The sequence below is a fragment of the Candidatus Accumulibacter contiguus genome (assembly GCF_036625285.1).
Classification (GTDB): Bacteria; Pseudomonadota; Gammaproteobacteria; order Burkholderiales; family Rhodocyclaceae; genus Accumulibacter; species Accumulibacter contiguus.
Window position 1 is genome coordinate 1,034,566 of sequence record NZ_JAZKUC010000001.1, and the last position, 24,786, is coordinate 1,059,351.

Below are 24,786 nucleotides of genomic sequence, written 5' to 3' on the forward strand. Positions count from 1 at the left end.
GCGTGGTCGCCCTGAGTAGTTACTCGGACGAGTTGAAAGTCTTGTTAACTTTGTCCTTCGCACCGGAGAAAAACCCAGCGTCCTTCAAGATGCCCAAGTAACTACGCAGGAAGAAAGGATCCATGTGCCGACCGCAGCGGATGCGAAGCAGAAACGAGACGTGGGCAACCTCGCCTTCCATGTCGAAAAAGGCCGTCTTCCCGACATGGTATTGGCTGCCGTTCCGCCAATTGAAAAGCAGGTCTCCTCGCCACAAGTAATCGGCTCTCGTTAGCTCGGCAGGGTCAATGTAGTATTCGTCTTCAAGATCGAGGTTGCCGTCGATGGTGAGGTTGCTGACGGTTAGAATGCGCACGCCGTCCCCAACAGATTGGCCTTTCTCCAGTTGTAGCGTGATACCGTAGTTGACCTCGCACGCATAGCGTATTTGCTTTACGTCCCAATGCGCGGGAATGACACCAATGGATTCGATGCCAGAATCTTTGAGTGGCAGGCCAAGCCGTAACCCCTCGGACAAAACTTGATGCACGGCGGACTTGCGGATTTCGTCGAGGGTTTCGAGTTGGCGGCGTTTGGCGGCTACGGCAGCGTCAATCGCCGCGCAACTCGCATCCAGATAGGCTGCGATGCGTTGTTGCTCCGGCAGCGGCGGGAGAGGGAAGTTGAACTGCGACAGTTGGGTGGGCCAACTGACACGCGGCATTTTTGCACCGTAGGCGAGCGCGTTACATCGTTCGATAAACCACCGCGACCCAAGGCAGTAAAACAGGAAGCAACTCGCTATCCGCTGTGGTTTGAACGCCAGAATTTCCCCCGTGCATTTGCCATCAAACTCGGCTTCCCAATATTTTTCCAAGTAGGGGCGCAGCTTTCCAAAGAGCACGTCCCCTTTCTTGAACAGCGTGACAGCGCTACCAACCTCAAGTGTGTTCCTACGGCTTAGGATTCGGCCCGAACCTGATTCCAAGTCCTCAAGTTCGAGGTAATCCTCTTCTGCACTAGACTCATCCGTCTTCTCGTTGCGCAGCGTTACGATATCTTTGAACCGGTCGAACTTCCATCCGGCGGGCAAAGTGTCGAGGAAGCGGTCATGGGCGTCGTTCATCTCCCCCCTCCATTTCCCCGCGCACCACATCCGCGAGTTGCTTTGCGGTGGGCAATTTCCCTTTCAATTCCCCCGGCAGTTTCGACTGCAATGCATAGGCGGCGACGCCGATGGGATTGGTTTTGCTGCGTAGTGCATATTCCACCTCTACATCATCTTTCGCCGCGCAGAGGATGATGCCGATGGAGGGCTGGTCGTCGGGGCCGCGTTCCTTGTCGTTGAGCAGGTTGAGGTAGAAATCCATCTTCCCCGCGTGCTCTGGCTCGAAAGCGCCGACCTTCAGTTCAAAAGCGACGAGCGCCTTGAGGAAGCGGTGGTAGAAGAGCAGGTCGATGAAATACTCCTTTTCGCCCAGCGCCAGCCGGTATTGGCGTCCGACGAAGCAGAAGCCGTAGCCGAGTTCGAGCAGGAAGGCTTGCAGGCGCGAGACCAGGCGGTCTTCCAGCTCCCGCTCCTTAACGGTCCGTTTCAGGCCGAGGAACTCCAGGTTATAGGAACTCTTGAGCATCTCATCCGCCTGCTCGGCGAGGTATTCCGGCATGGCAAGCGGAAAGTTGTGGGTCTTCTTCTCGGTCACCGCCCGTTCGTAGGCGCCGGCCTTGATCTGATTGAGCAAGACATTGCGCGACCAGCCGAATTGCGCGGTAGCGCGAAGGTAGTAGATGCGGGCGGCGGGATCGGTGAGTTTTGCCATGACATTTGCGTGATGTCCCCACGGCACCGTCGCCACCATTTCTCTCACAAGCTGTGAGAGATTTTCGTGGGCAGGCACGGTTTTCTTTTCCTTGCTCAATTCTTTCACAAGCTGTGCGAGAAATTCAGGAGCGGTGTGTGTGCGGTAAAATTGCAGCATCCGCCACACATTTTGCACGGAAAAGCCGGTCGTTCCCGGAAATGCCGTCTGGAGATCCTTGGCCACCAGCTCAACGACCGATTCGCCCCAGCCCAGCACCTGCTGTTTGTCGACGATCCCGCGCCCGATATCCCAGTAAAGCATGATCAGTTCGTGATTGACCTTCCTTGCCGCAGAAATGCGGGCGTTCGCGACGCGCGCCTTGAGTGCTTCGATGAACTGCCGGTAATCGGCATCGCTCGTCAGGTTGGTATCCGACGGTATTTTCATTTAGCGAGTCCCTCCAGCATCTTCTCGGCCTCCTTCTCCAGCCGCCAGAACTCCGCCAGCAAGTCCTTCGCGGGCGTCGGCGGCTGGTAGCGGTAGAAGTATTTGTTCGGCAGGATTTCGTAACCGAGGACGGTCTTGCCGTCCTTCTTGGTCTCCTCCCAGCGGATGATTGGCTTGGCGATTTCGCGCTTCAGGAAGGCCGCGATGTCCTCGCCATGCGGGATGTACTCGTCGTCCTGCACATAGCGCCGGTGCGTCCATTCGACGGCGAGGGTCTCGTCGGCGCCGGCCATGGCTTCCTTGAACTTTCTGGCGGCGTTGTCTTCGCTCTTGACGGTGAACCCGACGGTCTTCTCCTGGCCATCAGTCTTTACCCGCACGCGAAAGCTCAGGTCGCTCTCGTGGAAGTCCTGTTCCTTCTTCACGTTCGCGGCGGTGAACGCCTTCTCGTAAGGCTCGGTGACGATGGCGGGCTGGTCGTGCTCATCGGTCTGCCAGAAGACGACGCTGACCTTGTGGTAGGCGAAGTCCTCGCGTGGAAAGACTTTGACCTGCTCGTCGGCGTAACCCTTGGCCCAGCCGTCGCGGTAGCGCTCTTCGATCCAGGCGCGATGGGCGTCCGTGATGCGGTGGCGCTTGTTGCCGAAGGACTTCGGCTCCTTCTCGAACTGCTGCCGGGCGTCGATGAGCATCACGCGGCCGTAGTGACTGGCGGGCTTGTCGTTGCGCAGCAGCCAGACGTAGGTGAAGATGCCCGTGTTGTAGAAAAGCTGATCAGGCAGCATGACAATCGCGTCGAGCCAGTCGTTCTCCAGAATCCAGCGGCGGATTTCGCTCTCGCCCGAGCCGCAATCGCCATTGGAAAGGGGCGAGCCATTGAAGATGACGGCGATGCGGCTGCCGCCTGTCTCGGGCGGGGCCATCTTGGCGAGCATGGTTTGTAGGAAGAGCAACGCGCCGTCATTCACGCGTGGCATGCCGGCCTGGTAGCGGGTCTTTGCCAGCTTGCGGGCTTCTTTCTCGTAACCATCCTTGCCACCCCAGGTGACGCCGAAGGGTGGGTTGCTCAGCATCCGGTGGAAGCGCCATTTGGTCTCCGGCCACTGGTCGCCCGACTCTCGGCTGTACGGCTCGTGCGGGATGAGCGAGTTACCGAGGTAGACGGTGGCCTGCCGGTCGTTCTTGATCAGGAGGTCGGCCTGACAGACGGCGTAGTTGGTGGGAGAAAGCTCCTGCCCGTGAACGGTAACGTATTTCTCCACGCGTGCCTTTTCGTCCGGCGTGTCGGCGCGCTCCAGCAGGTGCTCTTTCGCCACGGACAACATGCCGCCGGTGCCGCTGGCGGGATCGTAGATCGACAGATGCTTGTCCGGGATGGGAATATCGAGCAACTCGACCATCAACCGGATGACCTCGCGCGGCGTGAAGTGTTCCCCGGCCTCCTCGCCGCTCTGTTCGGAGAATCGCCGCAGCAATTCCTCGTAGATGTAGCCCATTTCCAGGCCGGAGAGCTGGTCGGGGCCGAGGGGGAGCTCCTTGTACTGGTTGAGGATCGGCGCCAGCCGGTTATTCTTCACCATCAAGCCGATCGTGGCGCGGTAATTGAAGTGCTCGATGATGTCATCAATATTCTGCGAGAAGCCGTTGATGTAGGCGCGGAAGTTCTCCTCCAGCAGCGCGTGGTCTTCCTCATAGACCGAGCGGAGTGTCCAGTCGGTGGTATTGGAGAACGGGCACTGCCGGGGATTCAGCTCCAGATCCTTGACCAGCCTGGCGAGTTCTTTCCCGGTGAGCTGGGGTCGATTCTTCAGCACCTCGGCGGACTTCTTCTCTCGCCAGTCAATCAGTACGCATTCCAGACGGCGAATGACGATGATCGGCAGGATGACGCTCTGGTATTCGTAGGATTTGAACTTGCCGCGCAAGCGCTCGGCGGATTTCCAGATGTCGGAAGCAAGATTGTCGAGCTTGGGTTTGTTAAGCGAGAGAGCCATCAAGAACTTGTACCTATGGTTGAAAGTCTGGGCGCCATGGGCTCGTGCCGTTAGCCCCGGATCGCCAACCGGACTTCTTTGGGGGCGGCCTGCTCGCGCTGGTGAACCTGGTCGACGGGACCGCGGGGCGGGCGCCGCGCCGCCCGCTAGCCGGTATTGCGCAGCCCGGCTGCAACGCCGTTGATCGAGATGTGTATGCCGCGCTGCACACGTTCCATGGCTGCCGCGTCGGCTGGTGTGCTGTTGCGGTAGCGTCGCATCAGCTCGACCTGCAGGTGGTTGAGCGGGTCGATGTACGAGAAGCGGTGCTCGATCGAGCGCGCCAGCGAGGGATTCGACGACAGGCGCTGCTCCTCGCCGGTAATCAGGGCGAGTGCACTCTGCGTGCGTCGCCATTCGGCCTCGATCAAGCCGAAAATGTGCTCGCCGAGTGCGTCGTCCTCGACCAGTTCGACGTATCGTCGGGCGATGCCGAGGTCGGTCTTGGCGAGGACCATGTCCAGATTCGACAGCAGTGTGGTGAAGAAAGGCCACTGCGCGTGCATTTTCCGCAGCAGCGCCAGGCGGGCATCATGTTCACCATCCTGGCCGCCGAGGTAGGCGTCGACCGCCGACCCGAAGCCGCACCAGCCCGGCAGGGCGACCCGGCACTGTCCCCAGCTGAAGCCCCAGGGAATCGCCCGCAGGTGCTCGATGGCGTTGCTTGCCTTGCGGGCGGCGGGGCGGGAGCCGATGTTCAGCTCAGCGATTTCGCGGATCGGCGTGGCGCTGAAGAAGTAGTCGGCGAAGCCGGGTGTTTCGTACACGAGCTGTCGATAAGCCGCCATGCTGGCCACGCTCAGAGCCTCGGCGGCGGCCAGAAAGCGCGCCGGTGCCCGCCGGGTCGGCGGTAGCAGGGTCGTTTCCAGCGTTGCTGCGACCAGTGTTTCGAGGTTGCGGTGGCCGATCTCCGGGTTGGCGTACTTGGAGGCGATCACCTCGCCCTGCTCGGTGAGGCGGATCTGGCCATTCACCGTTCCCGGCGGCTGCGCCATGATCGCCTGGTAGCTTGGTCCGCCGCCGCGTCCGACCGTCCCGCCACGGCCATGGAAGAGGCGCAGCGTCACGCCCTGCGACTGGTGGAGCCCGGCAAACAGGGCGGCCAGCGAGGTCTCGGCCTTGTAGAGCTCCCAGGTGCTGGTAAAGGTTCCGCCGTCCTTGTTGCTGTCCGAGTAGCCGAGCATCACTTCCTGCTCGCCGCCCGAGGCCCCGATCATCTTGGCGATGCCGGCGGTGGCGTAGAAGCTGCGCATGATCGCCGTTGCACGGCGCAGATCGTTGATCGTCTCAAACAGCGGCACGACGATGAGTTCACTCTGCGCTCCCTCGCGCAGCGTGCCGCGCAGCAGCCCGGTTTCCTTGAAGAGCAGGAGGACCTCGAGCAGGTCGCTGACTTCCTCGGTGTGCGAGATGATGTATTGGCGGATGGCGTGGTCGCCGAACGCCTGCCGCAAGCTCGCAGCAGCCTCGAAGATCGCCAGTTCGCCGCTGGCCAGGGCGCTGTAGTCGCCGCCGCGCACGCGCAGCGGTCGGGCATCGTCGAGCAGTCGCAGCAGCAGGGCGCAGCGGGCCGGTTCAGCCAGACCGCCGTAGTTTTCCTCCAGTCGGGCGACGCGCAGCAGTTCGGCGAGCACGGCCTCGTGCTGGTCGGAGCTCTGCCGCAGGTCGACCGTCGCCAGGTGGAAGCCGAAGACCTCGACCGCCCGGATCAGCGGCGCCAGCCGGAGGGCGATCAGGGGATCGGCGTGATGGAAGAAGGGCGCCAGTTGCTCGCCGGGGAGCGCTTCCTCAAGCGCGCGGTAGAGGCGCGGGATCTCGCGCAGGAAAGTGGCGTCGTAATACTGGAGAGCGTTCTCGATCTCGTCGGCGACCGTCAGCCGGGCCAGGCGCAACATTCGCGTCTGCCAGATCTGCGTCACCCTGGCCTTGATCAGCGCCTCGTTGTCGGCCAGTTCGCGCGCGCCGAGCAGGGTTTCGCGGCATTCTACCAGTTCAGCGATGGTCCGTTCGGCAGCGAGGATGCTCTGCCGCTGGACCTCGGTGGGATGCGCCGTGAGGACGGGTGAGATGTGCGCCGAACGCAGGCTGCGGCCGATTTGTTCGGGTGATACGCTGGCCGCTGTCAGTCGCCGCAGGCTCAGTGCCAGCGATCCTTCCTGCAGGTGCCCGGTGCGCTCATGAAGCCGGCGGCGGCGAACGTGCTGCCGGTCCTCGGCGATGTTGGCCAGGTGCGAGAAGTAGCTGAAGGCACGGATGACGCTGACCGTCTGGTCGTTCGATAAGCTACGCAGCAGTTCATCGAGTGCCTGCCCGGCCTCATTGTCGCTTTTCAGGCGGTAAGCAATCGACAGCTGCCGCACACGTTCGACCAGCTCGTACGCGTCTGGGCCATCCTGTTCACGGATGACCTCGCCGAGGATACGCCCGAGCAGGCGGATGTCTTCGATCAGGGGGCGGTTCTTGTCGTCGGCGGCGGAAGCGGGGTTGGAGTGGCGGGTCATGGCAGCGGGAGGGACGGGTGATGGTCGCGGCATGGTATCAGGTTCACGCCGCACGAGCGCTCTCGCTGGCGGCGAGACCGCGCTCCCTTCCCTAATCTGACCGGGCCCGCTACAGTCGCGCCTTGGTACCGCCAGCAAGCGCACGCTGGCGGCAGCAACGGGGGTGGGTGAATGAAGAACATGAGTGGGCTGGACGGTTTGTTTCTACACCTCGAAACGTCGGCGACGCCGATGCACGTGGCCGCGCTGTACCTGATCGAGCCGGCGGCCGACCGCGACCGGGATGCGGACTTCGCCGGCGAGATCGGGCGACAGCTGATGCCGCGGCTGGCGCTGGCGCCTTTCTTTCGCGCCCGGCTGGCGCCGATGCCGCTGCAGTTTGCCAACCCGGTGTGGATTGACGGCGGCGTACCGGATTTTTCCTATCACCTGCGCCGCATTGTCCTGCCGGCAGCGGCCACTTTCGCCGATCTCGAGGCCTGTGTCAGCGGCCTGCACGCGACCCCTCTCGATCGTCGATATCCCTTGTGGGAGCTGGCGATCATCGAGGGCCTGGCGAGCGGCGAGATCGGCCTGTATCTGAAGATCCACCATGCGGCGCTCGACGGTGTCTCCGGCATGGCGCTGGCCGGTGCCCTGTTCGATGCCACCGCCGAGCTGGCAAAGGTGCCCGCAGACTGGCGGCAACAGGTGGGCGAAGGCGAAGCCCCCGGTCTCGGGCAGCGGCTTGCTGCGGCTTTTCGCCATACCGCTACCCAGTATGTGAAACTGGCGCGTCACCTGCCGGCGGGGCTGCAGTTGCTGACCGGGATGCTCAGGTCTGCCGGCCAGGGAAGTGCGCCCGGCATGGGGCAGAACCTGTCGTTTGGTCCAAAGACGCCGCTCAACGTGCCAATCAGCGCTGCGCGTGGCTTTGCTGCGCTGTCGCTGTCGCTGGTCGGGGTCAAGGAGATTGCCCGGCGGCACGGGGCGACGGTCAACGATGTCGTGCTCGCCCTCTGCAGTGGCGCCCTGCGTCGCTACCTGCAGGCGCAGGGCGGGCTGCCGCGCAAGTCGCTGATTGCCACCATGCCGGTGTCGCTGCGCGAGGCGGGGAACACCGAAACGACCATCCAGGCGACGCTGACGCTGGTCCGGCTGGCGACGCACCTGGCCGATCCGCTGCGGCGACTGCACGCGGTGCGTGCCGCGGCCGGCGCGGCCAAGGCCTTGACGACGCGTGCGCGGTCGATCATCCCGACCGATTTTCCATCGCTCGGGGTACCCTGGATCGTCGGCGGGCTGGCGGCGTTGTATGGCCGTTCAGGCCTGGCGAAGGCCCTGCCACCGCTGGCCAACCTGGCGATTTCGAACGTGCCCGGGCCGCGACAGCCGCTCTACATCGCCGGTGGCCGGATCCGTGCCTGTTGGCCCCTGAGTATCGTCGAGCACGGTCTGGGCCTCAACATCACGGTGTTCAGCTACTGCGATGCGCTCGATTTCGGCCTGACCGTCGCCAGCGATGCCGTTCCGGACGTCGCCGCGCTGGCACAGGCGCTGCACACCGCTTATGCCGAACTCGAGCAACTGCCGGCGACGGCAGCGGCCAGCGAGGCGGCAAAGATGCATGGCCCAGGGAAATCGGTGGTGCGGCAGCCGGCGGCAGAAGCGAGTACAGTACCCGCCAGGGCAGGTCATCCTGACTACCTGTATCCCGACCCGCGTCGCCGGGCCCGGTATTGAGCGGCAAGGCTGCCGCGCTGGCGACGAGACGTGGGCGCCTTGGGCACTGAGCCGGCGCCGCCCGAAGGCGAGGCGATGGTGCGCGCCAATGGGATCAACCTCTGCTACCAGAGCCTGGGTGATCCTGGTGCACCGGTGATCCTGCTGATCATGGGGCTGGGCATGCAGCTCATCGCCTGGCCCGACGCGTTCTGCGCCAGCCTGGTCGAGCGGGGCTTTCGCGTGATCCGTTTCGACAACCGTGACGTCGGCCATTCGACACATGTGGTCTGGGGACAGCGGCCGAGGGTGCTGCTCGCGGTCGCGCGCGGCGTGCTGGGCCTGCCGGTTCGTTCGCCGTATCGCCTGAGTGACATGGCGGACGATGCCATTGGCTTGCTCGACGCGCTGCAGGTCGAACGTGCGCATGTCGTCGGCGCCTCGATGGGCGGCATGATTGGCCAGTGCATGGCGGCGCGTCATCCGGCGCGCCTGCTGAGCCTGACCTCGATCATGTCTGGCAGCGGCAACTGGCGTGTCGCCTGCGGCCGGCCGGCCGTCCTGCGACAGATCCTGCGCAGGCCAGCGCGGCCGGATGATCCGGCGAGTCAGGTCGATCACCTGATGCGACTGTTTGGCGTCATCGGCAGTCCAGGCTTTTCGACCGACCAGGCGGAACTGCGCCGCCAACTCGAGCGCGGCGTTGGTCGCGCGCTTTACCCGGTTGGACCGTACCAGCAGTTGCTGGCGATCGTCGCTGCCGGTGATCGGCGTCGTGAACTGGCCAGGATCCGCGTGCCGACTCTGGTTATCCACGGCGCCGACGACCCGCTGCTGCCGGTCGCGGCGGGCCGGGAAACCGCGAGGTACATTGCCGGTGCCCGGCTGCAGGTCATCCAGGGCATGGGACACGACCTGCCTCCGGGGGTGCAGGCGTTGCTGCTGGAGGGAATCGTCAGTCACTGCCGGGGAGCCGACAAGGCTGGCGCTGCCGGTGCCCGCGCCGAACAGGAGGCGTGATTCGGCGGCTTCCTGAACCGCGGCTTGTGCTTGCTGCTGAGTCGGGCCGGCCGCTGGGTGAGCACCACGCCCAGATCCTTAACCGGGATGTGCAGGCTGCCGCTTCGGCCGCCGCAGTAACCGTCGACGCGACCCAGCTCTTCCGCCATCAGGCGGCGCGGCTCGGCGCCCCGGGCGATGGGGGCGATTTCGGTGCCTGTTGCATGCTCAGTTCTCCTTGCGTTTCGCTTAGCGGCTGGCCTGCTTGCCGGGCGGCAGGTTCTTGGGCACGAACTCGACATAGGGTGTGGCCACCGGCTGGCCGGGGGCGACGGCCACAGGCGCGGGGTCACCGGCGGGGCCGAGGAAACGTATGTAGCGGTACAGGGCGAGCAGGTCCTTGTCCGACATTTCGCGCAGGTTGAACCAGGGCATGGGCGGACGCATGGGCTGGCGAGCTCTGGCGATCCATTGGGCCTCGCTCATCTTGTCCATGTAGAGGCGCAGGTTGACCGGGTAGCTAGTGCCCCACGGCCCCTGGAATCCCACGTCGGCACCGGTGAGCCAAAGGTTTTCCGGCACCTTGCCCTCGTTTTGCATGTAGCCGGGCGTGTGACAGTCATTGCAGCCGGCTACCTGCGCCAGGTATTTGCCGCGCTCGATGAGGAGCGCGTCGTTGCCGGAAGCTGCCGACGCTGGTGTCAGAGAGATGATGGAGAGGGATGACAGGACCGCGAGGGCGAGAGCGAAAGCTTGCATGGTTGATGACCTCCGATGAGAATAATAGGGGATGGCACGTGCAATACGAAGACTAGGCTCCCGCGGCGAAGCGTGTTGCTAAGTATCTGTCCAGAAATAAGTTGTACAAGTTCAAACCGATGGCCGGATGGTGTAGTTCCATTCACCATGAAACTCGGAGCGTTCTATGTGAACTTTATCGAGTTCATCATCAGTCACGTGTATGCCTTTCGCGTAGGTGTTGGTATCCATCTCCGCCTCAATTTTTAGGCCTGCTTGTGTGGTGGTGGCAGCAATCAAATTGACGATGACCTCATGGCTGACCAGAGGCTTTCCTCGCCAATTCATACTGATGTAGCTGAACATCCGATGTTCGATCTTATTCCATTTGCTAGTTCCCGGTGGAAAATGGCAGATCGAGATGCATAGGCCGGTTTGGTCGGCCAGACGCTGTAAAGCGACCTTCCATAACCGTACTCTCGCCCCATTGCTGCCACCACCATCCGCAGTCACCAACAGTTCGGTAGCCCCGGGATAACGAATTCGTCCCATCTTTTCCCACCACCGTCGTAACGTTTCCACCGCAAACTCGGCGGTGTCATGATCGACCCCAACGCTAACCCAACCGGTGTTTGCCGTTGGATCATAGACGCCATAGGGATTCACTTTGCCTAGGGTCTTGTCGATAAAGTCATGAACGCGAACCGGTTCGGGGTTTCCTTTGGGGCGCCACTCTCGGCCTCCATTTTTGAAGTCCCCGACGAGTTCCTTTTTCTTGGTATCGACTGAAACCACAGGCTGTCCCCGTCGTTGGAAATCCTCGACTCGACCGTGAATGTAACGGAATTGAGCATCCCGGTCCGGATGGACGGTGCCTTCCTTGGTCTTTTGATTTCCCTGAAGGCTATAGCCCAACTTATCCAGCAAAACCGCTACGGTCTGACGACCAATCCGGTGGCCTTGTTGTTCAAGGGCCGCCGCCAGTTGACGGGTACTCAGACAGGTCCACCGTAAAGGATTCTCAGGGTCTCCCCGGGTGGTCGGTTCCACCAATCTTTCCAGCGCCGAGAGCAATGTCGGCTCGTGCTCGATCAGCTTCTTGCGTCCACCCCCTGCTTTTCGGACGTGTCTACGAGAACCCGCCGGGTCGTCCTGGGCATGACCGCATTTTTCCGAATACAGCGTCATTCGCGATAGCCCCGTGGCTTTAGCGACGATGCTTTGTCCGCCGTAACCGAGCGCCTCGGCTTCCGCCAACGCCCACACACGACGCCCCCGCTCATCCAAAACCGTGGACACGCGCTCGAACTTCTTACGGATCGTTTCAACTAGCTCGTCATTACTCATGACGAGATCGTCGCCTACTCGTATAAGTTGTACAAGTTATTTCTGGACAGATACTAAGTGTTTCATACCGAATTGCTAATAATTTACTAAAGGGCGCCGGAACGTGGGCGCGAGGTAAGCTTGTAGAATCCCCCCACATTCCCGATCGAGACATTTGGTTGTTGCCGCCATGCTCCAAACGAAAGCCACCTCCCCTCTTCTGGGTGCCGCGCAAGCCGCGTTTCTTGGCGGCCCGGTGGCGATCAACTTGGCGTCACACGACGCTGCCCTGGTACCCTCCATCGCCCGGGCCTTCGGCTGCCGCGTGTCGGCCGACCGGCTGGAAGTGGTGGTGTTTCTCTCGCAACCGCGTTCCCGGCGCATCCTGGACGATCTGGCGGCGGGCGCGCCCATCGCCGCCGTCTTCAGCAGGCCCGCCACCCACGTGACCCTCCAGCTCAAGGCCGCTGGCGCGCGCATCCAGCGGCTGACGGAAGGCGACCGGGAGATCATGCTGGCCTGCGGCGCCGCGTTCATCGCCGAGATCATGGCCCTGGGCTATTCGGAAAACTTTTCCCGGGCGCTGATGGCGCCGGCCGGGGACGATGCGGTGGGCGTGGCCTTCACCCCCGAGGCGGTGTTCGAGCAGACCCCCGGACCCAAAGCGGGCATGCGTTTGGAGCCCAAGCCGTGACACCACCCACCCTGCGCTCGCTGCGGCGCTGCTTCGAGGGCGCGGTGCCCGCCACCATCGCCACCTGCGCGGCGGACGGCATGCCCAACGTGGCCAAACTCTCACACGTGCACTTCGTGGACGACGAGCATGTGGCCCTGTCCTACCAGTTCTTCAACAAGACCCGGGAAAACATCCTCCTTAACCACCTCGCCACGGTGGAGGTGGTGGACCCGGTAAGCGCCGCCCACTACTGCCTCCAGGTTGAATACCTGCGTACCGAGACCGCGGGGCCCCTGTTCGCCTACATGAAGGCCCGGCTGGCGGCCATCGCCTCCCACTCGGGCATGAGCAAGGTGTTCCGCCTGCTGGGTTCCGACATCTACCGGGTACTGGAAGTGGTGGCGGTGAGTGGCAACGTGGACGCGGACACCCCTCCGCGCGCCAACCTGCTCTCTGGCCTGCGCGCCTGCCAGGCCGTTCTCGCCGGTTGCGCCGATCTCGCCCGCCTGCTCGACACGCTGCTGGAAGGCCTGGAACGGCACTGGGACATCTGCCATTCCATGCTGCTCATGGCGGACCCGGACGGCAAACGGCTCTACACCGTGGCCAGCCGGGGCTATGCGGAGTCCGGTGTGGGCTCCGAGGTGTACATGGGCGAGGGCATCGTTGGCGTCGCCGCCGGGGAGCGCACACCCATCCGCATCGGGTATGCGGTACAGGAATACCGTTACAGCCATGCCACCCGGGAACGTTTCGCCGCCAGCGTCGATGGCTACGCCCTGGAAACCGAGATTCCCTTCCCAGGTCTGGCGGAAGCGGGTAGCCAGTTGGCCGTGCCCCTGCTGCTAGGCGGTCGCCTGTTGGGAGTGCTGTTGGTGGAAAGCGCTGAGGAACAGCGCTTCACCTTTGAGGACGAAGACGCCTTGGTGGTACTGTCAGGTCAATTGGTCATGTGCATCGACTACCTGTCCCGCAGCGCGGATCTGCCCTTGGAACCGGCCGCACCTGCCTCCAGCAGCCCACCCACTGCGGCGTCTCAGGGCGCACCTGTGCTTATCCGCCATTTTCCCGCCGACCACAGCGTGTTCGTGGACAACGACTACCTGATCAAGGGCGTGGCCGGCGCCATCATCTGGAAGTTGCTGCGGGAACACATGGTCGCAGGCCGCTCCGAGTTCACCAACCGGGAACTGCGCCTGGATACCACACTTGGTCTTCCGGATATCACCGACAACCTGGACGCCCGTCTGATCCTGCTGCAACGCCGGCTCGCCGAACGTTGTTCGTTTATCGCCATCGAGAAAACCGGGCGCGGTCGCTTCCGCCTCAACGTGAGCCGGCCGCTGCAACTGAGCGTGGCTGCGCCCCACTGACGTATTGCCGGAGTTCCTCGGCCGATCCTGCTGTTCGTTGCATCGCCCCGCTTCATGCGTCATCTCGGCTTGATACATGCGATAACCATTGTCCGTTAACTGGCCGTATCGAGAATCGAGAAAAAATGACCAACACCCCGATACATGCAATCGACGAGATCACGATCCCCCTCCCCGCAACCGGCTTGTCGCTGTTCTTCACTGCCGGGATCGCTGCGCGGGCCTGGGAATAACGGGTCTGAAATTGGAGGGTCGAGCCGGAAGCGCTGATTACCGCTTTCCGGCACGTGGCGCAAAATCGCTCGACTGCACGCGCGCATCCGACTTGGCCTGGTTGATGAGCAAGGCACAGTCGCTGTCCTTGTCGTCGCCAAAGTCGAGCAGCGGTATCAGTACTCCCACACCTGAGGTCACCGCACCCAATGCCACCGCGAGAGCGCCGCGCGCAATCACGCCGCCCATTTCAGGTCGTAGCGTCGGGCTTTTGAACGTGCCCGTGATCGCGATGGGGCCGCGCAGCGATGCCAGACTGAAGCCCTTCGACTGGGACACCAATCTGAGGTTGAGCGATTCGTCGGTGAAGTCTACGTTGCCGCTACCGCTAATGTTTGGGTGTATCGAGCACCAGATCCTGAACGCTGAAAACGCCATCAATCGCTTTGAAATTGCCCACCATGCAGCGAATCGGAACCTGCCTGTCGCCACCGAGCATGACCAGGAGCGAATTGGCCATGTCCAGGTTCGACAGCCTGAGAACCAACTCCCCGACCGACCCACCATCCATGATCAAAGCGGTTTCGCCGTTGGCCGAGGCGAGCATTTGTGCTACCGAGTTGCCGTGGCCAGCCAGTCTGGCACGCCCCCCCAGCGTGCCGGTATTGGCGTCAGCCAGCCTGAAAGTCGGGAACAACTGGTCCAGGTGCAGACCTTTCGCGGTGGTGTCTACATGTATCGCGATCGGCAGGTGGCGTCCGTCCATTTCGATGCGCGACACCAGATTTCCGCCAGCGATGCCGAAATCCAGCGGTGCGAGCTTCAGCACACCGTCGTTTACAGTGAGATGCGCATTCATCTTGTTGAGCAGCATGTTCTCGGTCAGGATCTTCTCGCCACGGAAATGCACATCCGCGTTGGCCGCGTTCAGCTTTTCCAGACTGAACGGCTCGGCCGGCAGCACCTTGTCGCTGAGTGGCGGGGTCCGGCTCGGCTGCGTACCGCGCTCAGCTCCGATGAAGCCGCCGAGGTCTCTCATCAGCAATTGTTTTGAGACCAGGTCGGCGCTGATCATTTGCGGCCGCTGACCCCGATCAACCGTGAAATTTCCCCCCAGATCGCTTTGCCCCACCGTCCCCTTGAAGCGGCGAAAAGTCCACACGTCGCCATCATGATTCAGAAATCCGGCGAACTTGTACGCTGGTGTCGGCGGAAATGGCACACCGATGATCGGAAAGAGTAACGCCAGGTCGCTACCTTCAAGCTTGAAGTTCAGTTCCTCGCCCTTGAGATGCAGAGGATCGAGCAAGCTGCCCTCAATACTGGCCCTGGTGGTTCCCAGCGTCGCATTGGCCCGGATCGGGTAGGGATTATCGGCGCTGCGCAGACTCAGCAGCCCGCCACCGCGCGCGTGCAGCGTTGTCGGCAGGCCCTTGAAGCGGCCTTTGCCCGCCACTTCCAGCCTGAGTTGTGGATCATCCTTGCCGTCTTCCAGCGTTCTGATGTCAAGCGCCATCTCGGTATGGTGGTTGCGATCCCGATAGATCACGCTGCCGTGATCGATGGTCAGCAAGCCGATGGTCGGAACATCGACGGACTTGTTCTTGTCCTGCGCGTCGAAGACCCAGTTGGGCACGCCATCCTGATTCACCTCAAGCAGCACGTGCGGCTCGGACAACGCGACTTCGGGAAATTCCAGCCTGCCGCTCAGAAGCTTGAAGAGGTCGATCGTGAACTCCAGGCGCTTGATCTCGGCCATCGCGGGGTCGGGGCTCCACGCGGCATTTCCGAAGACCACGTTGTTGGCAACGATGCGCGGCCGCCACGAAAGATGCACGCTCAGATCGCCGTTGACGGCGACGCTTCTGCCAGTGCCGCTACTGATCCGGCGCGCAATCGGCTCACGCAAGCCGTTCCAGTCGACAAGCAGGACGATCAGCACCAGCAGTGCGAGAAAAACGCCAGCCGTCCATTTGAGCGAACGCGTCAGGGTCATGGCGGTGCAGGAGGAAAGGTGGGTGATGTTTCCAGGAGGAGCCTGCTCAAAGGCCGGCCCGGCGCGACCAGTGCGCGCCAGATGCAGCCAGCAAAAAATTACCCAGGATGGCCTGCCGTCCGCCCGTTACGCGGCCTGCCGGTTCCTCGCCGCGCAACGGCTCAGGCCATCTGCCAGCGATCCCTTGCCGCCAGGTTGGTCGAGGCAGCTGGCCCCGAGGAGACGGCCGCAGCGGGCGAGATGCTCGGGAACGACGCGCGCAAGTGCCCGACTGCCGACTGCCAGTATTCAGGCGACTCAATCACCGCACATTCGGCGGTCGCGTCGCGCAGCGCTTTTCTCCACAGGCGATGGGCGGCATGGTCGGGAGTTCCGGTCTTGCCGGCCAACCAGGCCAGTATCTGGGGGTACATTGGTTTCATTGCATGCTCCTTCGTTAGGCATCGTGAAGCGCCTTGCCATCGCTATCTCGATCGAGCTCGCGAATCGTGTGCTTCAACAGTCAATATGGACAATACGCTCGTGAGCCGAAACCGTCGGTACGCCAGCGCACAGCGCCATCTCGTTGTCGCCGAAAGCGTCAGTACATGCCTGCTTGCCGTCAGTTGGCTGCCGGTGACGGAAAAATTCCCGGAACGTCGAGGACGTCCCGGGCCAAGCGGTGCGGGCGTTCATGAACCAAGGAGGGAGGAAATGAACACCTTCATGGAATTTACGTCATCTCGCCACGACCCTCCGTACGCTGCCGTACACAAGCTGCGCTGCTCTTTCCTGTTGGCGCCGGCCGCGCACGACGAACTTTCGACCGCCATGCATGACGGCAACGCCTACAGCAAACGCTGCCAGAGACTGGCTCCCCACTCCTTGAAGCGGAGCATCGGCGATCTCCGTTCCCAGGTGGCCTGGTCGATGGCGACCGACGCGTCGAGGTCCTTGGCGAACATGGCCTGCATTTGCTGGCCAAACTCACGCCCCAGCACCACCACGTTGATCTCGTCGTTGTCGAGAAAGCTTCGCCAATCGAGGTTGCTCGAGCCGACGCACGACCATAGGCCGTCGATGAGCGCGGTCTTCGAATGGAGAAGCGCCCCCTGTCGCTCGTAGATCCTGACACCCGCCTTCAGCAAGGCGAGATAGTGCGAGCGTCCGGCGTGAAACACGACTTCGGAGTCGAAGTGGCTCGGCAAGATCAGCTTCACATCACTGTGCCTTTGCCGACAGGGGGTTGATCGGATTGAACTCGAGCACCGCGATGCCCCCGTCCGTCAGCCGCTCGAAGAAGACCTTCGGAGTGTTCAAGGCACCAACGCTGTCATACCGGCATGCCGCCGAGAGAGCCCGCGCCGTCGAGGATCAGCGGGCGGGAGCCGGAGCGGCCGGGACGACCACCACCGTACCCCCGCCCGTCTTGCCGCGGTCACCCGTGGCCCCCGTATCACCCGTGCTGCCGGTCGATCCTGTCGATCCGGTGGCGCCAGTCGATCCGGTGGCGCCAGTCGATCCGGTCGATCCCGTGGCACCCGGCGGGCCTGCTGGCCCGGGAACGGCTACCACGGCTGCCGGTGTCACGACCGTCGCTCTCTCGCACGCGCTGACACCGAGGGCGAGTACTACCGCAGAAAATACTATCGAATAGTTCATGAGAATTCCTCTTGATTGATTGATTGATTGATTGTTGGATGACGACGACTGCCCAGATGCAGGCGTTCGCCACGACCCCGGAGCCTGTGTGGCGCGAATCGCCGCGTACACCCCCGCCGGCTCGCCGGTGAATCTTCGGCCGGTCGTTCCGGGCCGGAACGGACGCGCTATTTCTTGTCGCCCTTGGCTGCGTCCTGGATACTGTTACCGACTTTTTCCACTTGCTGCCCGACCTTCTCTGCGGCCTTGTCAACCTCTTTGCCGGCCTTCTCTGCGGGACCTTCCTGCTTTTGACAGCCGGCAAGTCCGACAAGCAAGGCGCCGACGAGTAGTGCGGCTCTGCTGGTCTTTCCAGATTTCCCCATGGCAACTCTCTCCTGATGGTCCCTTGGCCGGCGACGAAAGCAAACCTGTCGGTCACTCTCGCAGGCGGATCAGGGTGCGACGGCAGCGCGACGACCGGAAACATCAGGCACGGCGCCCGTCAATAATTTCTAGTGCTTGACTTCGTGGCCGATGACGCCGCCAACGGCTGCACCACCAACGGTACCGACTGCGCTGCCGCCCGTCAGGACGGCACCGCCGACAGCTCCAACACCGGCCCCGACAGCGGTGTTCCTGTCCTGTGCCGACATCCCTGAACACCCTCCCAGACCGAGCAGCACGGCTGCGGCAACTGCGGTGAAGGCAAATCTCTGCTTCGTTCTCATGGCATTACCTCATTGTCAAACATTGTGTTTTCGGTGCATCGTGTCTGCTCGAGTGCCGGATGCTACTTGCCCGCGTGCGCCTTCGCCTGGACCAGGCAATCGTCCTTGGCCGCGCCGGCCTTGGCGTCGCACTTCTCCTTGGCCACCGCGTACTGCGCGTCGACCTTGTCCGCCGTGGCGTCCTTGCGGGCCTCGGTCGTCTTGGCGCTGGCCGTGCTGCGTGCATCGGCAGTCTTGACGTTGGCTGTGACGTTCGCATCCGTCGTCTTCATCTGCGCCTTGGCGTCGGCTTTCGCGGTCGTCTGCGCCGCCTTGGCTTCCTTCACGCAAACATCCTTGGCGTTGCCGGCCAGGTCGTCGCATTTTTCATTGGCCACGCCATAGTCGGCCTCCGCTTTGGCGACGCGCGCCTCATAGCGGGTTTTCGGCGTCGGTTTGTAGCTGGCTTCGAGTTCGGCCGATGCGACCTTCTGAGCGCCCTTGGCCTCGGCGACGCAGATATCCTTGGCGTTCGCGGACAACGAGGCACACGCCAGCTTGGCCGCCTTGTAGTCGGCCGAGATCTTGTCCTTGCCGGCGGTGTAATCGGTCTTCGTCATGCCTTCGGCCATGGCACCGGCACTGAAACCGAGACTGATCGCCAGTGCGATCGCGTTGATGTTGAGTCTGTTCATTTTCTTTCCTTCGTTTGATGAGCTTCGGAATGATGCCGCGGCAAACCACGCCGCGGTTTTCTTCGTCGCCAGGAGCGCGTTGCGCGCAGGCTCTGTGCATTGCCTGCGACGAACAAGGGACGCCACATGTTGGTTCGGAAGGCTCAGCGTAGAGGCAACTGCCGGCACCGTCTGTCCGCTGCCGCACACAAGCGGCTGCCCAGGCACATCTGTGCGCTGCAGTACAGACCGCCGCAGGTGCAAGCGCGGCGCACCAGTTGCGCGGCCCGACCCTCGTCGGCTCGCTGCTGCGAACGACGCGCAGGCGGCGCTGGCTATCAGCGCCGGTGATCATCGGCTTGTCGCGATTGACGATCACCGGCAGTTCGGGCTTGTTGAGCTTGAGTCGAGTTCGGCCGCCGGCGTTGCCCCATCAAGCGCCAGCAGCAGCGAACCCTTGCTGACCGCAGCCCCGTCCTGGAAGTGGATCGAGGCGGTTCGACCGGGTGCCTCCGGACGCAGAACGATCGACTCGTTCGAGCGCAGCGGACCGACTGCGGTGGCATCGAGGGTCAGTTCGGCTGCGCGTACGCGTGCCGATTCGACGCGCAGCGGCTGCCCTCCTCCCGGCGGACCGGCAGGCGCAAGCGGCGCCCGATCGGCCGGCAGCCGTTCCCGCTGGCGGCGCCATCAGCGCAGCAGGCGGCTTTCTGCGAAAAATTTGGCAAACCATGGTGCTTTCCAGGTTTAATACTGACCGGCGCAGTGATACAGTGAAACGGTCAGTGATCGTAGATTGATTCGATTGTTTGACCGCCAGCCCGGATTTTATGCCTCGCGGTCACTTGTACAGGACTTGGACAATGAGGATTCCATCTGAATTATTACCGCCCATCGGCAATCTCGGCAAGGAGGTCGACAGGAAGTCCGAGCCAGTGGAGCCAGTGGAGTCTGCGGCCAGACTCGCCGACGAGCTGGCGGCCTCGCCGCAAGGACAGCCACCACCGAGTAAAAAGGGTGGACGCCCAGAGTCCCCGAAGGCGGTCGGCCCTGACGATGAGAGCAAGCCCGAACCGGTAGAGCGCAGACACGCCGACCGTCGTTCGAAGGACCAGCCAATCCTGCTCGACACGCGCACGAACCGGGGCCGGCGGCGCGCGCCGGGCGAAGCTCATATCAACATCAAGGTTTGAGCGCTATTTCATCCGAGTGCGGAAACTCTGGTAGGCGCGGGAAGCCGTGGAAATAAGATCAAGAAAAAAGGCACGATATCGCCCGACCTGTCGCTCCGTGGGATACGAGAGTGCAAAACAAGTCAAGAAAACTAACACACCCAATAGAGTCACGGAATATGCACTGTGTTTCTGTAAATGCATGTTCGCGGCAATGAAGTACAAGAGCGGAGCATGAAATAGATAAAGGCTGAACGTGGAACCCGCGAGATATCGAATGGACGACGAAATCCAGACCGGGGGGTGTAGTCCCTCCATTGCAGGCTTTACCGTCACAATTGCGGTCGCGAACAAGATCCCCAACAGTATGTCTGCTGGTAGCTTGGGAAGGTCACCCAGGAACAATGTATGGCCACCCAGTGTCCAGTATCGACTATGGCTGCCGCCAAAGATCGCGTCGTTCAACGACTGAAGGACCGAATGGCCAAAGGTCGTCATGTAGAGAGCGATGCCCAAGCCAGAAATTGCGAACAACACGCAGGCGCTGCTCCTGTGTAAATGCGTTTTCTGGTCGAGTCGATAGGCTACCACTCCCAACAACCAGACTGGCATCGTGAAAATGATTCGTGGTCCCGCAGCGAGGCAGGCCAAGAGAATGACAATTTGTCGAGAATAACCGCTTAGCAAGGTGTAGGCGCCAAACACCACGTAGTACCAAAACTCAAAGGCCAGTGACCAAAACGGCCCATTCGATAGCGGCGCGGTTGTCAAATTCCAGCTTTCCTGGAGATTTGCCAGATTAATCAGGATGCGCAAGACAACATGGTCTGCAACGATTTCACGATACAGATCCGGAGCTGCTTGCCGGCCGAAGTGATCCAGTAGCGGCGTAATGAAAAGCGCAGGAAGAATTACTGAATACAAGCGGCCGAGTCGGGCTGAGACGTAGATCTTTAGATCTCGCTCCCGAGAATCCAAAACATAGGCGATCACGAAGCCTGAAATGACAAAGAAAGCGATTACTGCTTCTCGGCCCCAAGGGACAGGAGAAAAAGACGAGTTGAATGTTTGACCAGTAAGGTGATGTAGAAGCACCGTCATGGCAGCGGTGAAACGTAATGTATCCAGAAACAGCGACGTGGTTTGATGCATAATGTGGCGACCTCTTAGACTGGGGAAGGACAGGAAACTGAACGCCAGGTCCAGGAGTATCACCGGCGACCGCAGCCACAGTCAATCGAGAATCGGGCGGCATTCGCCATCACCCACCTTGTCGAGAAAGCATGCGACTGTTCGACGACTTTTCCCCCGCGGCGCTGATTGCCGGTTTTGTCGCTGTGCTGGTCGGCTTCACCAGTTCGGCGGTGATCGTTTTCCAGGCTGCCCAGACGCTGCAGGCGACGGCCGCCGAGATCGCTTCCTGGATGTGTGCCCTGGGCCTGGGAATGGGCCTGACCAGCATCACCCTCTCGCTACGCTACCGGGTGCCGGTGCTGACCGCCTGGTCGACGCCCGGCGCGGCAATGCTGATCACCAGTGCAGCAGGCATCTCGATGCCTGAGGCGATCGGCGCCTTTCTGGTTTCGGCGACGCTGATCACCCTCTCGGGTTTCAGCGGTTATTTCGAAAGGATGCTCGACCGCATCCCGATCTCGATTGCCTCCGGCATGCTGGGCGGCGTCCTGCTGCGCTTCGGTCTCGATGCCTTCATCGCCATGCAGAACCAGTTCGCGCTGGTCTTGCCGATGTTCTGTGCGTATCTGCTCTGCCGCCGGCTGCTCCCCCGCTACGCCATCGTCGTCACCCTCTTGCTCGGCATCGGCATCGCTGCCGCGCAGGGGCTGCTGCAGGTCCAGGCACTGCACCTCGAACTGGCCACACCAGTGTTCACCACCCCGCAATTCTCATGGCGGGCGCTGATCGGTGTCGCGCTGCCCTTGTACGTGGTCACCATGGCCTCGCAGAATGTTCCGGGAGTCGCCGTCATCCGCGCTTCCGGCTACCAGTTGCCGATTTCACCGCTGATCGGCTGGACCGGCGCGGCCAATCTGCTGCTTGCCCCGTTCGGCGGTTTTGCATTGAACCTGGCAGCAATCACCGCGGCCATCTGCATGGGCCGTGAAGCGCACCCGGATGCCGACAAGCGCTACGTCGCCGCCATCGCCGCCGGGGTTTTCTACCTGCTGATCGGACTCTTCGGAGCCACGGTCGGTGCGCTTTTCCTGGCCTTTCCGAAGGAGTTGGTTCTGGCGATCGCCGGTTTCGCGCTGCTCGGCACGATCGGCAGCGCGCTCGCCAGCGCACTCGCCCAGGAAGCCGAACGCGAGCCGGCCTTGCTGACCTTCCTGGTTACTGCCTCGGGCGTCGTGCTGGCCGGCATCGGTTCCGCCTTCTGGGGGCTGCTGACCGGTCTCGCAGCGCTGTTGGTCCTGCAGGCAAGTCCGGCACGACGGCAGCGGCTGTACGCACAGCAGCCGAAGGAGCCGCCGGCAGGCAGCAAACTCGACCAATAGGAGTTAATGTAAAAGTCGCGTACGCGACTCACGAATCTCCCCTCCCCCCTCGCGGGGGAGGGGTCGGGGGAGAGGGAAACGGTCATGACTTTCATGATCGGGGGTGCCTGGAAAAGTAATGACCGTTAGCTCTCGAGGGCTTCCCAGCGATCGAGCAGGGCCAGGAGTTGCTCATCGATTTCGCGCAAGCGCGCCGACAGCTCTCGTGCTGCCTGCAGCGGTGCCTGATACAGAGCGGGGTCGGCCAGTCGTTCGCCGATCCGCTTCTGCTCGGCCTCAAGGGCGGCGATGCGTTGCGGTAGTTCGGCGAGTTCCTTGGCCTCCTTCCACGACAGTTTGCTGGCGCTGGCCTTCGGCTGGCTCGGCCTGGCGATCTCGGCCGGTCGCAGATCGCCGCGTTTGCTGATGCTCTCCATCGTGGATGATTCTTCCCGGCGGCGAGCGGCCTGATAATCGGCCCAGTCCTGATAACCGCCGGCGTACTCGCGCCAGATGCCGTTGCCCTCGGCAGCGATGGTCTGGGTCACGACGTTGTCGATGAAGGCACGATCGTGGCTGACCAGAAACAAGGTGCCCGTGTAGTCCTGGAGCAGTTCTTCGAGCAGTTCGAGAGTCTCGATGTCGAGGTCGTTGGTCGGCTCGTCGAGCACCAGCACGTTCGCCGGCCGCGCGAACAGACGCGCCAGCAGCAGCCGGTTGCGCTCGCCACCGGACAGCGAACTGACCTGCGAGCGTGCGCGCTGCGGCGCAAACAGGAAGTCACCGAGATAGCTGATCACGTGTTTGCGCTGATTGGCGATCTCCACGAAATCCGACCCCGGCGAGATCACGTCGATCAGTGTCGCCTGTTCATCGAGCTGACTGCGGAACTGGTCGAAATAAGCCACCTGCACTTTCGTCCCGAGCTCCACCTTGCCGGTATCGGGGAGCAACTCACCGAGAATCAGGCGCAGCAGCGTCGTCTTGCCGGCGCCATTCGGGCCGATGATGCCGATCTTGTCACCGCGCTGCACGCGACAGGAGAAATCGCGTACCACCACCTGCTCGCCAAAACACTTGCCGGCGTGCTCGAGCGCCGCCACCAGTTTGCCGCTGCGGTCACCGGCATCGAGCACCAACTCGACCTTGCCCTGGCGCTCGCGCCTTGCCAGACGTTCGCGGCGCAGTCGCTCGAGGCGTAGCACCCGCCCTTCGTTGCGGGTGCGACGGGCCTTGATGCCCTGCCTGATCCACACTTCCTCCTGCGCGAGAAACTTGTCCGCGCGTGCATTGTTCAGCGCCTCGTCGTGCAGCATCGCCTCCTTGCGTGTCTGATACTCGCTGAAACTGCCCGGGCAGGAAAGCAGGCGGCCACGGTCGAGTTCGACGATGCGGGTTGCAACCCGTTCGAGAAAACGACGGTCATGGGTGATGAACACCAGCGTGACGCCCGAGGAAACCAGCATCTCCTCGAGCCATTCGATGGCGCCGACATCGAGATGGTTGGTCGGCTCGTCCAGCAGCAACAGCTCAGGGGAAACGGCCAATGCCTGCGCCAGCGCCAGGCGTTTTTTCTGACCGCCGGAAAGCGTTCCGACCAGGGCGTCGGCGTCGAGCGAGAAGCGCTGGATGACGCGCTCGGCCTGCGCCTCGAATGACCACGCGTGCCGCGCCTCCAGTTCCGTCTGCAGCGCCTGCATACGTTCCAGCAGCTGTTCATGGTCTGCCGCAGGCTCGCCCAGGGCGTGCGAGACCGCATGGTACTCGGCAAGCAGCGCGGATAACTCGCCCATGCCGGCAACGACGGCGGCAAAGACCGTCAAATCGGCGTCGAAGGGCGGCTCCTGCGGAACATAGCCGATCCGCAGGCCCGGTTGCAGCCACACCTTGCCGTCGTCGAGCGCCCCACAACCAGCGAGTGCGCTCAACAGCGAGGACTTGCCGGTACCGTTACGGCCAATCAGCGCAACCCGTTCGCCAGCGTCGAGCTGGAAATCCGCATGCTCAAGGAGTGGCACGTGGCCAAAGGCAAGGGAGGCGTCGGAGAGAATCAGGTACGGCATGAGCGCGCTTCCTTGTCCTGGGGGATGGTCTGAGCAAATGCTGCGGCAAGTTGGCGTAATTCGGGGTCAGCGGCTACAATACGCCCCCGACTCCTCGTAGCACAATGGATAGTGCACACGCCTCCTAAGCGTGGGATACAGGTCCGATTCCTGTCGAGGGGACGCGAGAGGCATTCAAGGCTGTCCAGCATGGTCGATCAAACCCGGTAAAAACGAGCGCGGATTGTACCTAGTACCTGGCAGAAAATGCCATTTTACCTTTCGCCGTGGG

22 protein-coding genes and 1 tRNA gene are annotated in these 24,786 nt (G+C 62.2%); 7 read left to right on the forward strand and 16 right to left on the reverse strand.

What is annotated here, in order from left to right:
- Positions 1–19 precede the first annotated feature (19 nt).
- The 4 genes from V5B59_RS05040 to V5B59_RS05055 form a co-directional block, all read right to left on the reverse strand.
- Positions 20–1,105, reverse strand: a complete 1,086-nt coding sequence (locus V5B59_RS05040) for a restriction endonuclease subunit S (protein ID WP_332333099.1) — start codon at positions 1,103–1,105, stop codon at positions 20–22.
- Positions 1,089–2,228 carry a PDDEXK nuclease domain-containing protein gene (locus V5B59_RS05045; RefSeq protein ID WP_332333098.1) on the reverse strand — a complete coding sequence of 380 codons (1,140 nt, stop codon included), beginning with the start codon at positions 2,226–2,228 and terminating at the stop codon, positions 1,089–1,091. Before V5B59_RS05045 ends, V5B59_RS05040 begins: the two co-directional genes overlap by 17 nt.
- Positions 2,225–4,153, reverse strand: a complete 1,929-nt coding sequence (locus V5B59_RS05050; protein WP_408612887.1) for an N-6 DNA methylase — start codon at positions 4,151–4,153, stop codon at positions 2,225–2,227. Before V5B59_RS05050 ends, V5B59_RS05045 begins: the two co-directional genes overlap by 4 nt.
- A gap of 215 nt (positions 4,154–4,368) precedes the next feature.
- Positions 4,369–6,762, reverse strand: coding sequence for a phosphoenolpyruvate carboxylase (locus V5B59_RS05055; RefSeq protein WP_332333096.1), 2,394 nt, complete (start codon positions 6,760–6,762; stop codon positions 4,369–4,371).
- A 171-nt stretch (positions 6,763–6,933) separates the two neighbouring features.
- On the opposite strand from V5B59_RS05055, the gene V5B59_RS05060 reads away from it, so the two are divergent.
- Complete coding sequence (locus V5B59_RS05060; protein ID WP_332333095.1) at positions 6,934–8,484, forward strand: wax ester/triacylglycerol synthase family O-acyltransferase; 1,551 nt, start codon at positions 6,934–6,936, stop codon at positions 8,482–8,484.
- A gap of 39 nt (positions 8,485–8,523) precedes the next feature.
- On the forward strand, positions 8,524–9,483 hold the full coding sequence (locus tag V5B59_RS05065) for an alpha/beta fold hydrolase (protein WP_332333094.1): 960 nt from the start codon (positions 8,524–8,526) through the stop codon (positions 9,481–9,483).
- 228 nt (positions 9,484–9,711) lie between these two features.
- Here the strand turns inward: V5B59_RS05065 and V5B59_RS05075 are convergent, their stop codons facing one another.
- Complete coding sequence (locus tag V5B59_RS05075; RefSeq protein ID WP_332333093.1) at positions 9,712–10,221, reverse strand: c-type cytochrome; 510 nt, start codon at positions 10,219–10,221, stop codon at positions 9,712–9,714.
- 111 nt (positions 10,222–10,332) lie between these two features.
- Complete coding sequence (locus tag V5B59_RS05080; RefSeq protein ID WP_332351424.1) at positions 10,333–11,547, reverse strand: ISAzo13 family transposase; 1,215 nt, start codon at positions 11,545–11,547, stop codon at positions 10,333–10,335.
- A 169-nt stretch (positions 11,548–11,716) separates the two neighbouring features.
- Here V5B59_RS05080 and V5B59_RS05085 point away from each other — a divergent pair, with 169 nt between their 5' ends.
- Positions 11,717–12,220: a hypothetical protein gene (locus V5B59_RS05085; protein WP_169069093.1), complete on the forward strand. Its 504-nt coding sequence runs from the start codon at positions 11,717–11,719 to the stop codon at positions 12,218–12,220.
- Positions 12,217–13,575, forward strand: coding sequence for a GAF domain-containing protein (locus V5B59_RS05090; RefSeq protein ID WP_308240028.1), 1,359 nt, complete (start codon positions 12,217–12,219; stop codon positions 13,573–13,575). The genes V5B59_RS05085 and V5B59_RS05090 overlap by 4 nt, the downstream gene beginning before the upstream one ends.
- 270 nt (positions 13,576–13,845) lie before the next feature.
- Here the strand turns inward: V5B59_RS05090 and V5B59_RS05095 are convergent, their stop codons facing one another.
- The 8 genes from V5B59_RS05095 to V5B59_RS05130 all read right to left on the reverse strand — a co-directional run bounded on the left by V5B59_RS05095 (position 13,846) and on the right by V5B59_RS05130 (position 18,809).
- Entirely contained in the window at positions 13,846–14,226 is a 381-nt protein-coding gene (locus V5B59_RS05095) for a hypothetical protein (RefSeq protein ID WP_332351657.1), read from the reverse strand.
- Positions 14,177–15,784, reverse strand: a complete 1,608-nt coding sequence (locus tag V5B59_RS05100) for an AsmA family protein (RefSeq protein ID WP_169069095.1) — start codon at positions 15,782–15,784, stop codon at positions 14,177–14,179. The genes V5B59_RS05095 and V5B59_RS05100 overlap by 50 nt, the downstream gene beginning before the upstream one ends.
- Positions 15,785–15,945: 161 nt before the next feature.
- On the reverse strand, positions 15,946–16,206 hold the full coding sequence (locus V5B59_RS05105) for a hypothetical protein (RefSeq protein WP_169069096.1): 261 nt from the start codon (positions 16,204–16,206) through the stop codon (positions 15,946–15,948).
- 405 nt (positions 16,207–16,611) lie between these two features.
- On the reverse strand, positions 16,612–16,983 hold the full coding sequence (locus V5B59_RS05110; protein WP_308240029.1) for a phospholipase D-like domain-containing protein: 372 nt from the start codon (positions 16,981–16,983) through the stop codon (positions 16,612–16,614).
- 154 nt (positions 16,984–17,137) lie between these two features.
- On the reverse strand, positions 17,138–17,425 hold the full coding sequence (locus V5B59_RS05115) for a hypothetical protein (protein ID WP_034916902.1): 288 nt from the start codon (positions 17,423–17,425) through the stop codon (positions 17,138–17,140).
- Positions 17,426–17,592: 167 nt separating this feature from the next.
- Positions 17,593–17,790, reverse strand: a complete 198-nt coding sequence (locus V5B59_RS05120) for a hypothetical protein (protein WP_034916900.1) — start codon at positions 17,788–17,790, stop codon at positions 17,593–17,595.
- Between the two features lie 129 nt (positions 17,791–17,919).
- Positions 17,920–18,135 (reverse strand): glycine zipper 2TM domain-containing protein, encoded by a 216-nt coding sequence (locus tag V5B59_RS05125; RefSeq protein WP_034916897.1) that lies wholly within the window; start codon positions 18,133–18,135, stop codon positions 17,920–17,922.
- A 62-nt stretch (positions 18,136–18,197) separates the two neighbouring features.
- Positions 18,198–18,809: a hypothetical protein gene (locus tag V5B59_RS05130; RefSeq protein ID WP_169069097.1), complete on the reverse strand. Its 612-nt coding sequence runs from the start codon at positions 18,807–18,809 to the stop codon at positions 18,198–18,200.
- 842 nt (positions 18,810–19,651) lie between these two features.
- Here V5B59_RS05130 and V5B59_RS05135 point away from each other — a divergent pair.
- Complete coding sequence (locus tag V5B59_RS05135; protein WP_169069098.1) at positions 19,652–19,981, forward strand: hypothetical protein; 330 nt, start codon at positions 19,652–19,654, stop codon at positions 19,979–19,981.
- A 3-nt stretch (positions 19,982–19,984) separates the two neighbouring features.
- On the opposite strand, the gene V5B59_RS05140 is transcribed toward V5B59_RS05135, so the two are convergent.
- Positions 19,985–21,112 (reverse strand): acyltransferase family protein, encoded by a 1,128-nt coding sequence (locus V5B59_RS05140; protein ID WP_332351658.1) that lies wholly within the window; start codon positions 21,110–21,112, stop codon positions 19,985–19,987.
- A 131-nt stretch (positions 21,113–21,243) separates the two neighbouring features.
- Here V5B59_RS05140 and V5B59_RS05145 point away from each other — a divergent pair, with 131 nt between their 5' ends.
- Positions 21,244–22,473 carry a benzoate/H(+) symporter BenE family transporter gene (locus V5B59_RS05145; RefSeq protein ID WP_169069100.1) on the forward strand — a complete coding sequence of 410 codons (1,230 nt, stop codon included), beginning with the start codon at positions 21,244–21,246 and terminating at the stop codon, positions 22,471–22,473.
- Between the two features lie 125 nt (positions 22,474–22,598).
- Here V5B59_RS05145 and V5B59_RS05150 read toward each other — a convergent pair whose 3' ends face one another.
- Entirely contained in the window at positions 22,599–24,515 is a 1,917-nt protein-coding gene (locus tag V5B59_RS05150; RefSeq protein WP_332351659.1) for an ATP-binding cassette domain-containing protein, read from the reverse strand.
- 90 nt (positions 24,516–24,605) lie between these two features.
- Here V5B59_RS05150 and V5B59_RS05155 point away from each other — a divergent pair.
- Positions 24,606–24,677: transfer RNA gene (locus V5B59_RS05155), tRNA-Arg, on the forward strand.
- The last annotated feature ends 109 nt before the right edge of the window (positions 24,678–24,786 follow it).

What these genes read in the sequence shown, in the direction of transcription:
- V5B59_RS05150 (WP_332351659.1), bottom strand. Translation starts at nt 24,515, where the DNA reads ATGCCGTACCTGATTCTCTCCGACGCCTCCCTTGCCTTTGGCCACGTG.
- V5B59_RS05115 (WP_034916902.1), bottom strand. Translation starts at nt 17,425, where the DNA reads ATGAACTATTCGATAGTATTTTCTGCGGTAGTACTCGCCCTCGGTGTC.
- V5B59_RS05130 (WP_169069097.1), bottom strand. Translation starts at nt 18,809, where the DNA reads ATGAACAGACTCAACATCAACGCGATCGCACTGGCGATCAGTCTCGGT.
- V5B59_RS05095 (WP_332351657.1), bottom strand. Translation starts at nt 14,226, where the DNA reads ATGGCGTTTTCAGCGTTCAGGATCTGGTGCTCGATACACCCAAACATT.
- V5B59_RS05060 (WP_332333095.1), top strand. Translation starts at nt 6,934, where the DNA reads ATGAAGAACATGAGTGGGCTGGACGGTTTGTTTCTACACCTCGAAACG.
- V5B59_RS05145 (WP_169069100.1), top strand. Translation starts at nt 21,244, where the DNA reads ATGCGACTGTTCGACGACTTTTCCCCCGCGGCGCTGATTGCCGGTTTT.
- V5B59_RS05045 (WP_332333098.1), bottom strand. Translation starts at nt 2,228, where the DNA reads ATGAAAATACCGTCGGATACCAACCTGACGAGCGATGCCGATTACCGG.
- V5B59_RS05080 (WP_332351424.1), bottom strand. Translation starts at nt 11,547, where the DNA reads ATGAGTAATGACGAGCTAGTTGAAACGATCCGTAAGAAGTTCGAGCGC.
- V5B59_RS05135 (WP_169069098.1), top strand. Translation starts at nt 19,652, where the DNA reads ATGAGGATTCCATCTGAATTATTACCGCCCATCGGCAATCTCGGCAAG.
- V5B59_RS05055 (WP_332333096.1), bottom strand. Translation starts at nt 6,762, where the DNA reads ATGACCCGCCACTCCAACCCCGCTTCCGCCGCCGACGACAAGAACCGC.
- V5B59_RS05075 (WP_332333093.1), bottom strand. Translation starts at nt 10,221, where the DNA reads ATGCAAGCTTTCGCTCTCGCCCTCGCGGTCCTGTCATCCCTCTCCATC.
- V5B59_RS05085 (WP_169069093.1), top strand. Translation starts at nt 11,717, where the DNA reads ATGCTCCAAACGAAAGCCACCTCCCCTCTTCTGGGTGCCGCGCAAGCC.
- V5B59_RS05125 (WP_034916897.1), bottom strand. Translation starts at nt 18,135, where the DNA reads ATGAGAACGAAGCAGAGATTTGCCTTCACCGCAGTTGCCGCAGCCGTG.
- V5B59_RS05120 (WP_034916900.1), bottom strand. Translation starts at nt 17,790, where the DNA reads ATGGGGAAATCTGGAAAGACCAGCAGAGCCGCACTACTCGTCGGCGCC.
- V5B59_RS05100 (WP_169069095.1), bottom strand. Translation starts at nt 15,784, where the DNA reads ATGACCCTGACGCGTTCGCTCAAATGGACGGCTGGCGTTTTTCTCGCA.
- V5B59_RS05105 (WP_169069096.1), bottom strand. Translation starts at nt 16,206, where the DNA reads ATGAAACCAATGTACCCCCAGATACTGGCCTGGTTGGCCGGCAAGACC.
- V5B59_RS05040 (WP_332333099.1), bottom strand. Translation starts at nt 1,105, where the DNA reads ATGAACGACGCCCATGACCGCTTCCTCGACACTTTGCCCGCCGGATGG.
- V5B59_RS05140 (WP_332351658.1), bottom strand. Translation starts at nt 21,112, where the DNA reads ATGCATCAAACCACGTCGCTGTTTCTGGATACATTACGTTTCACCGCT.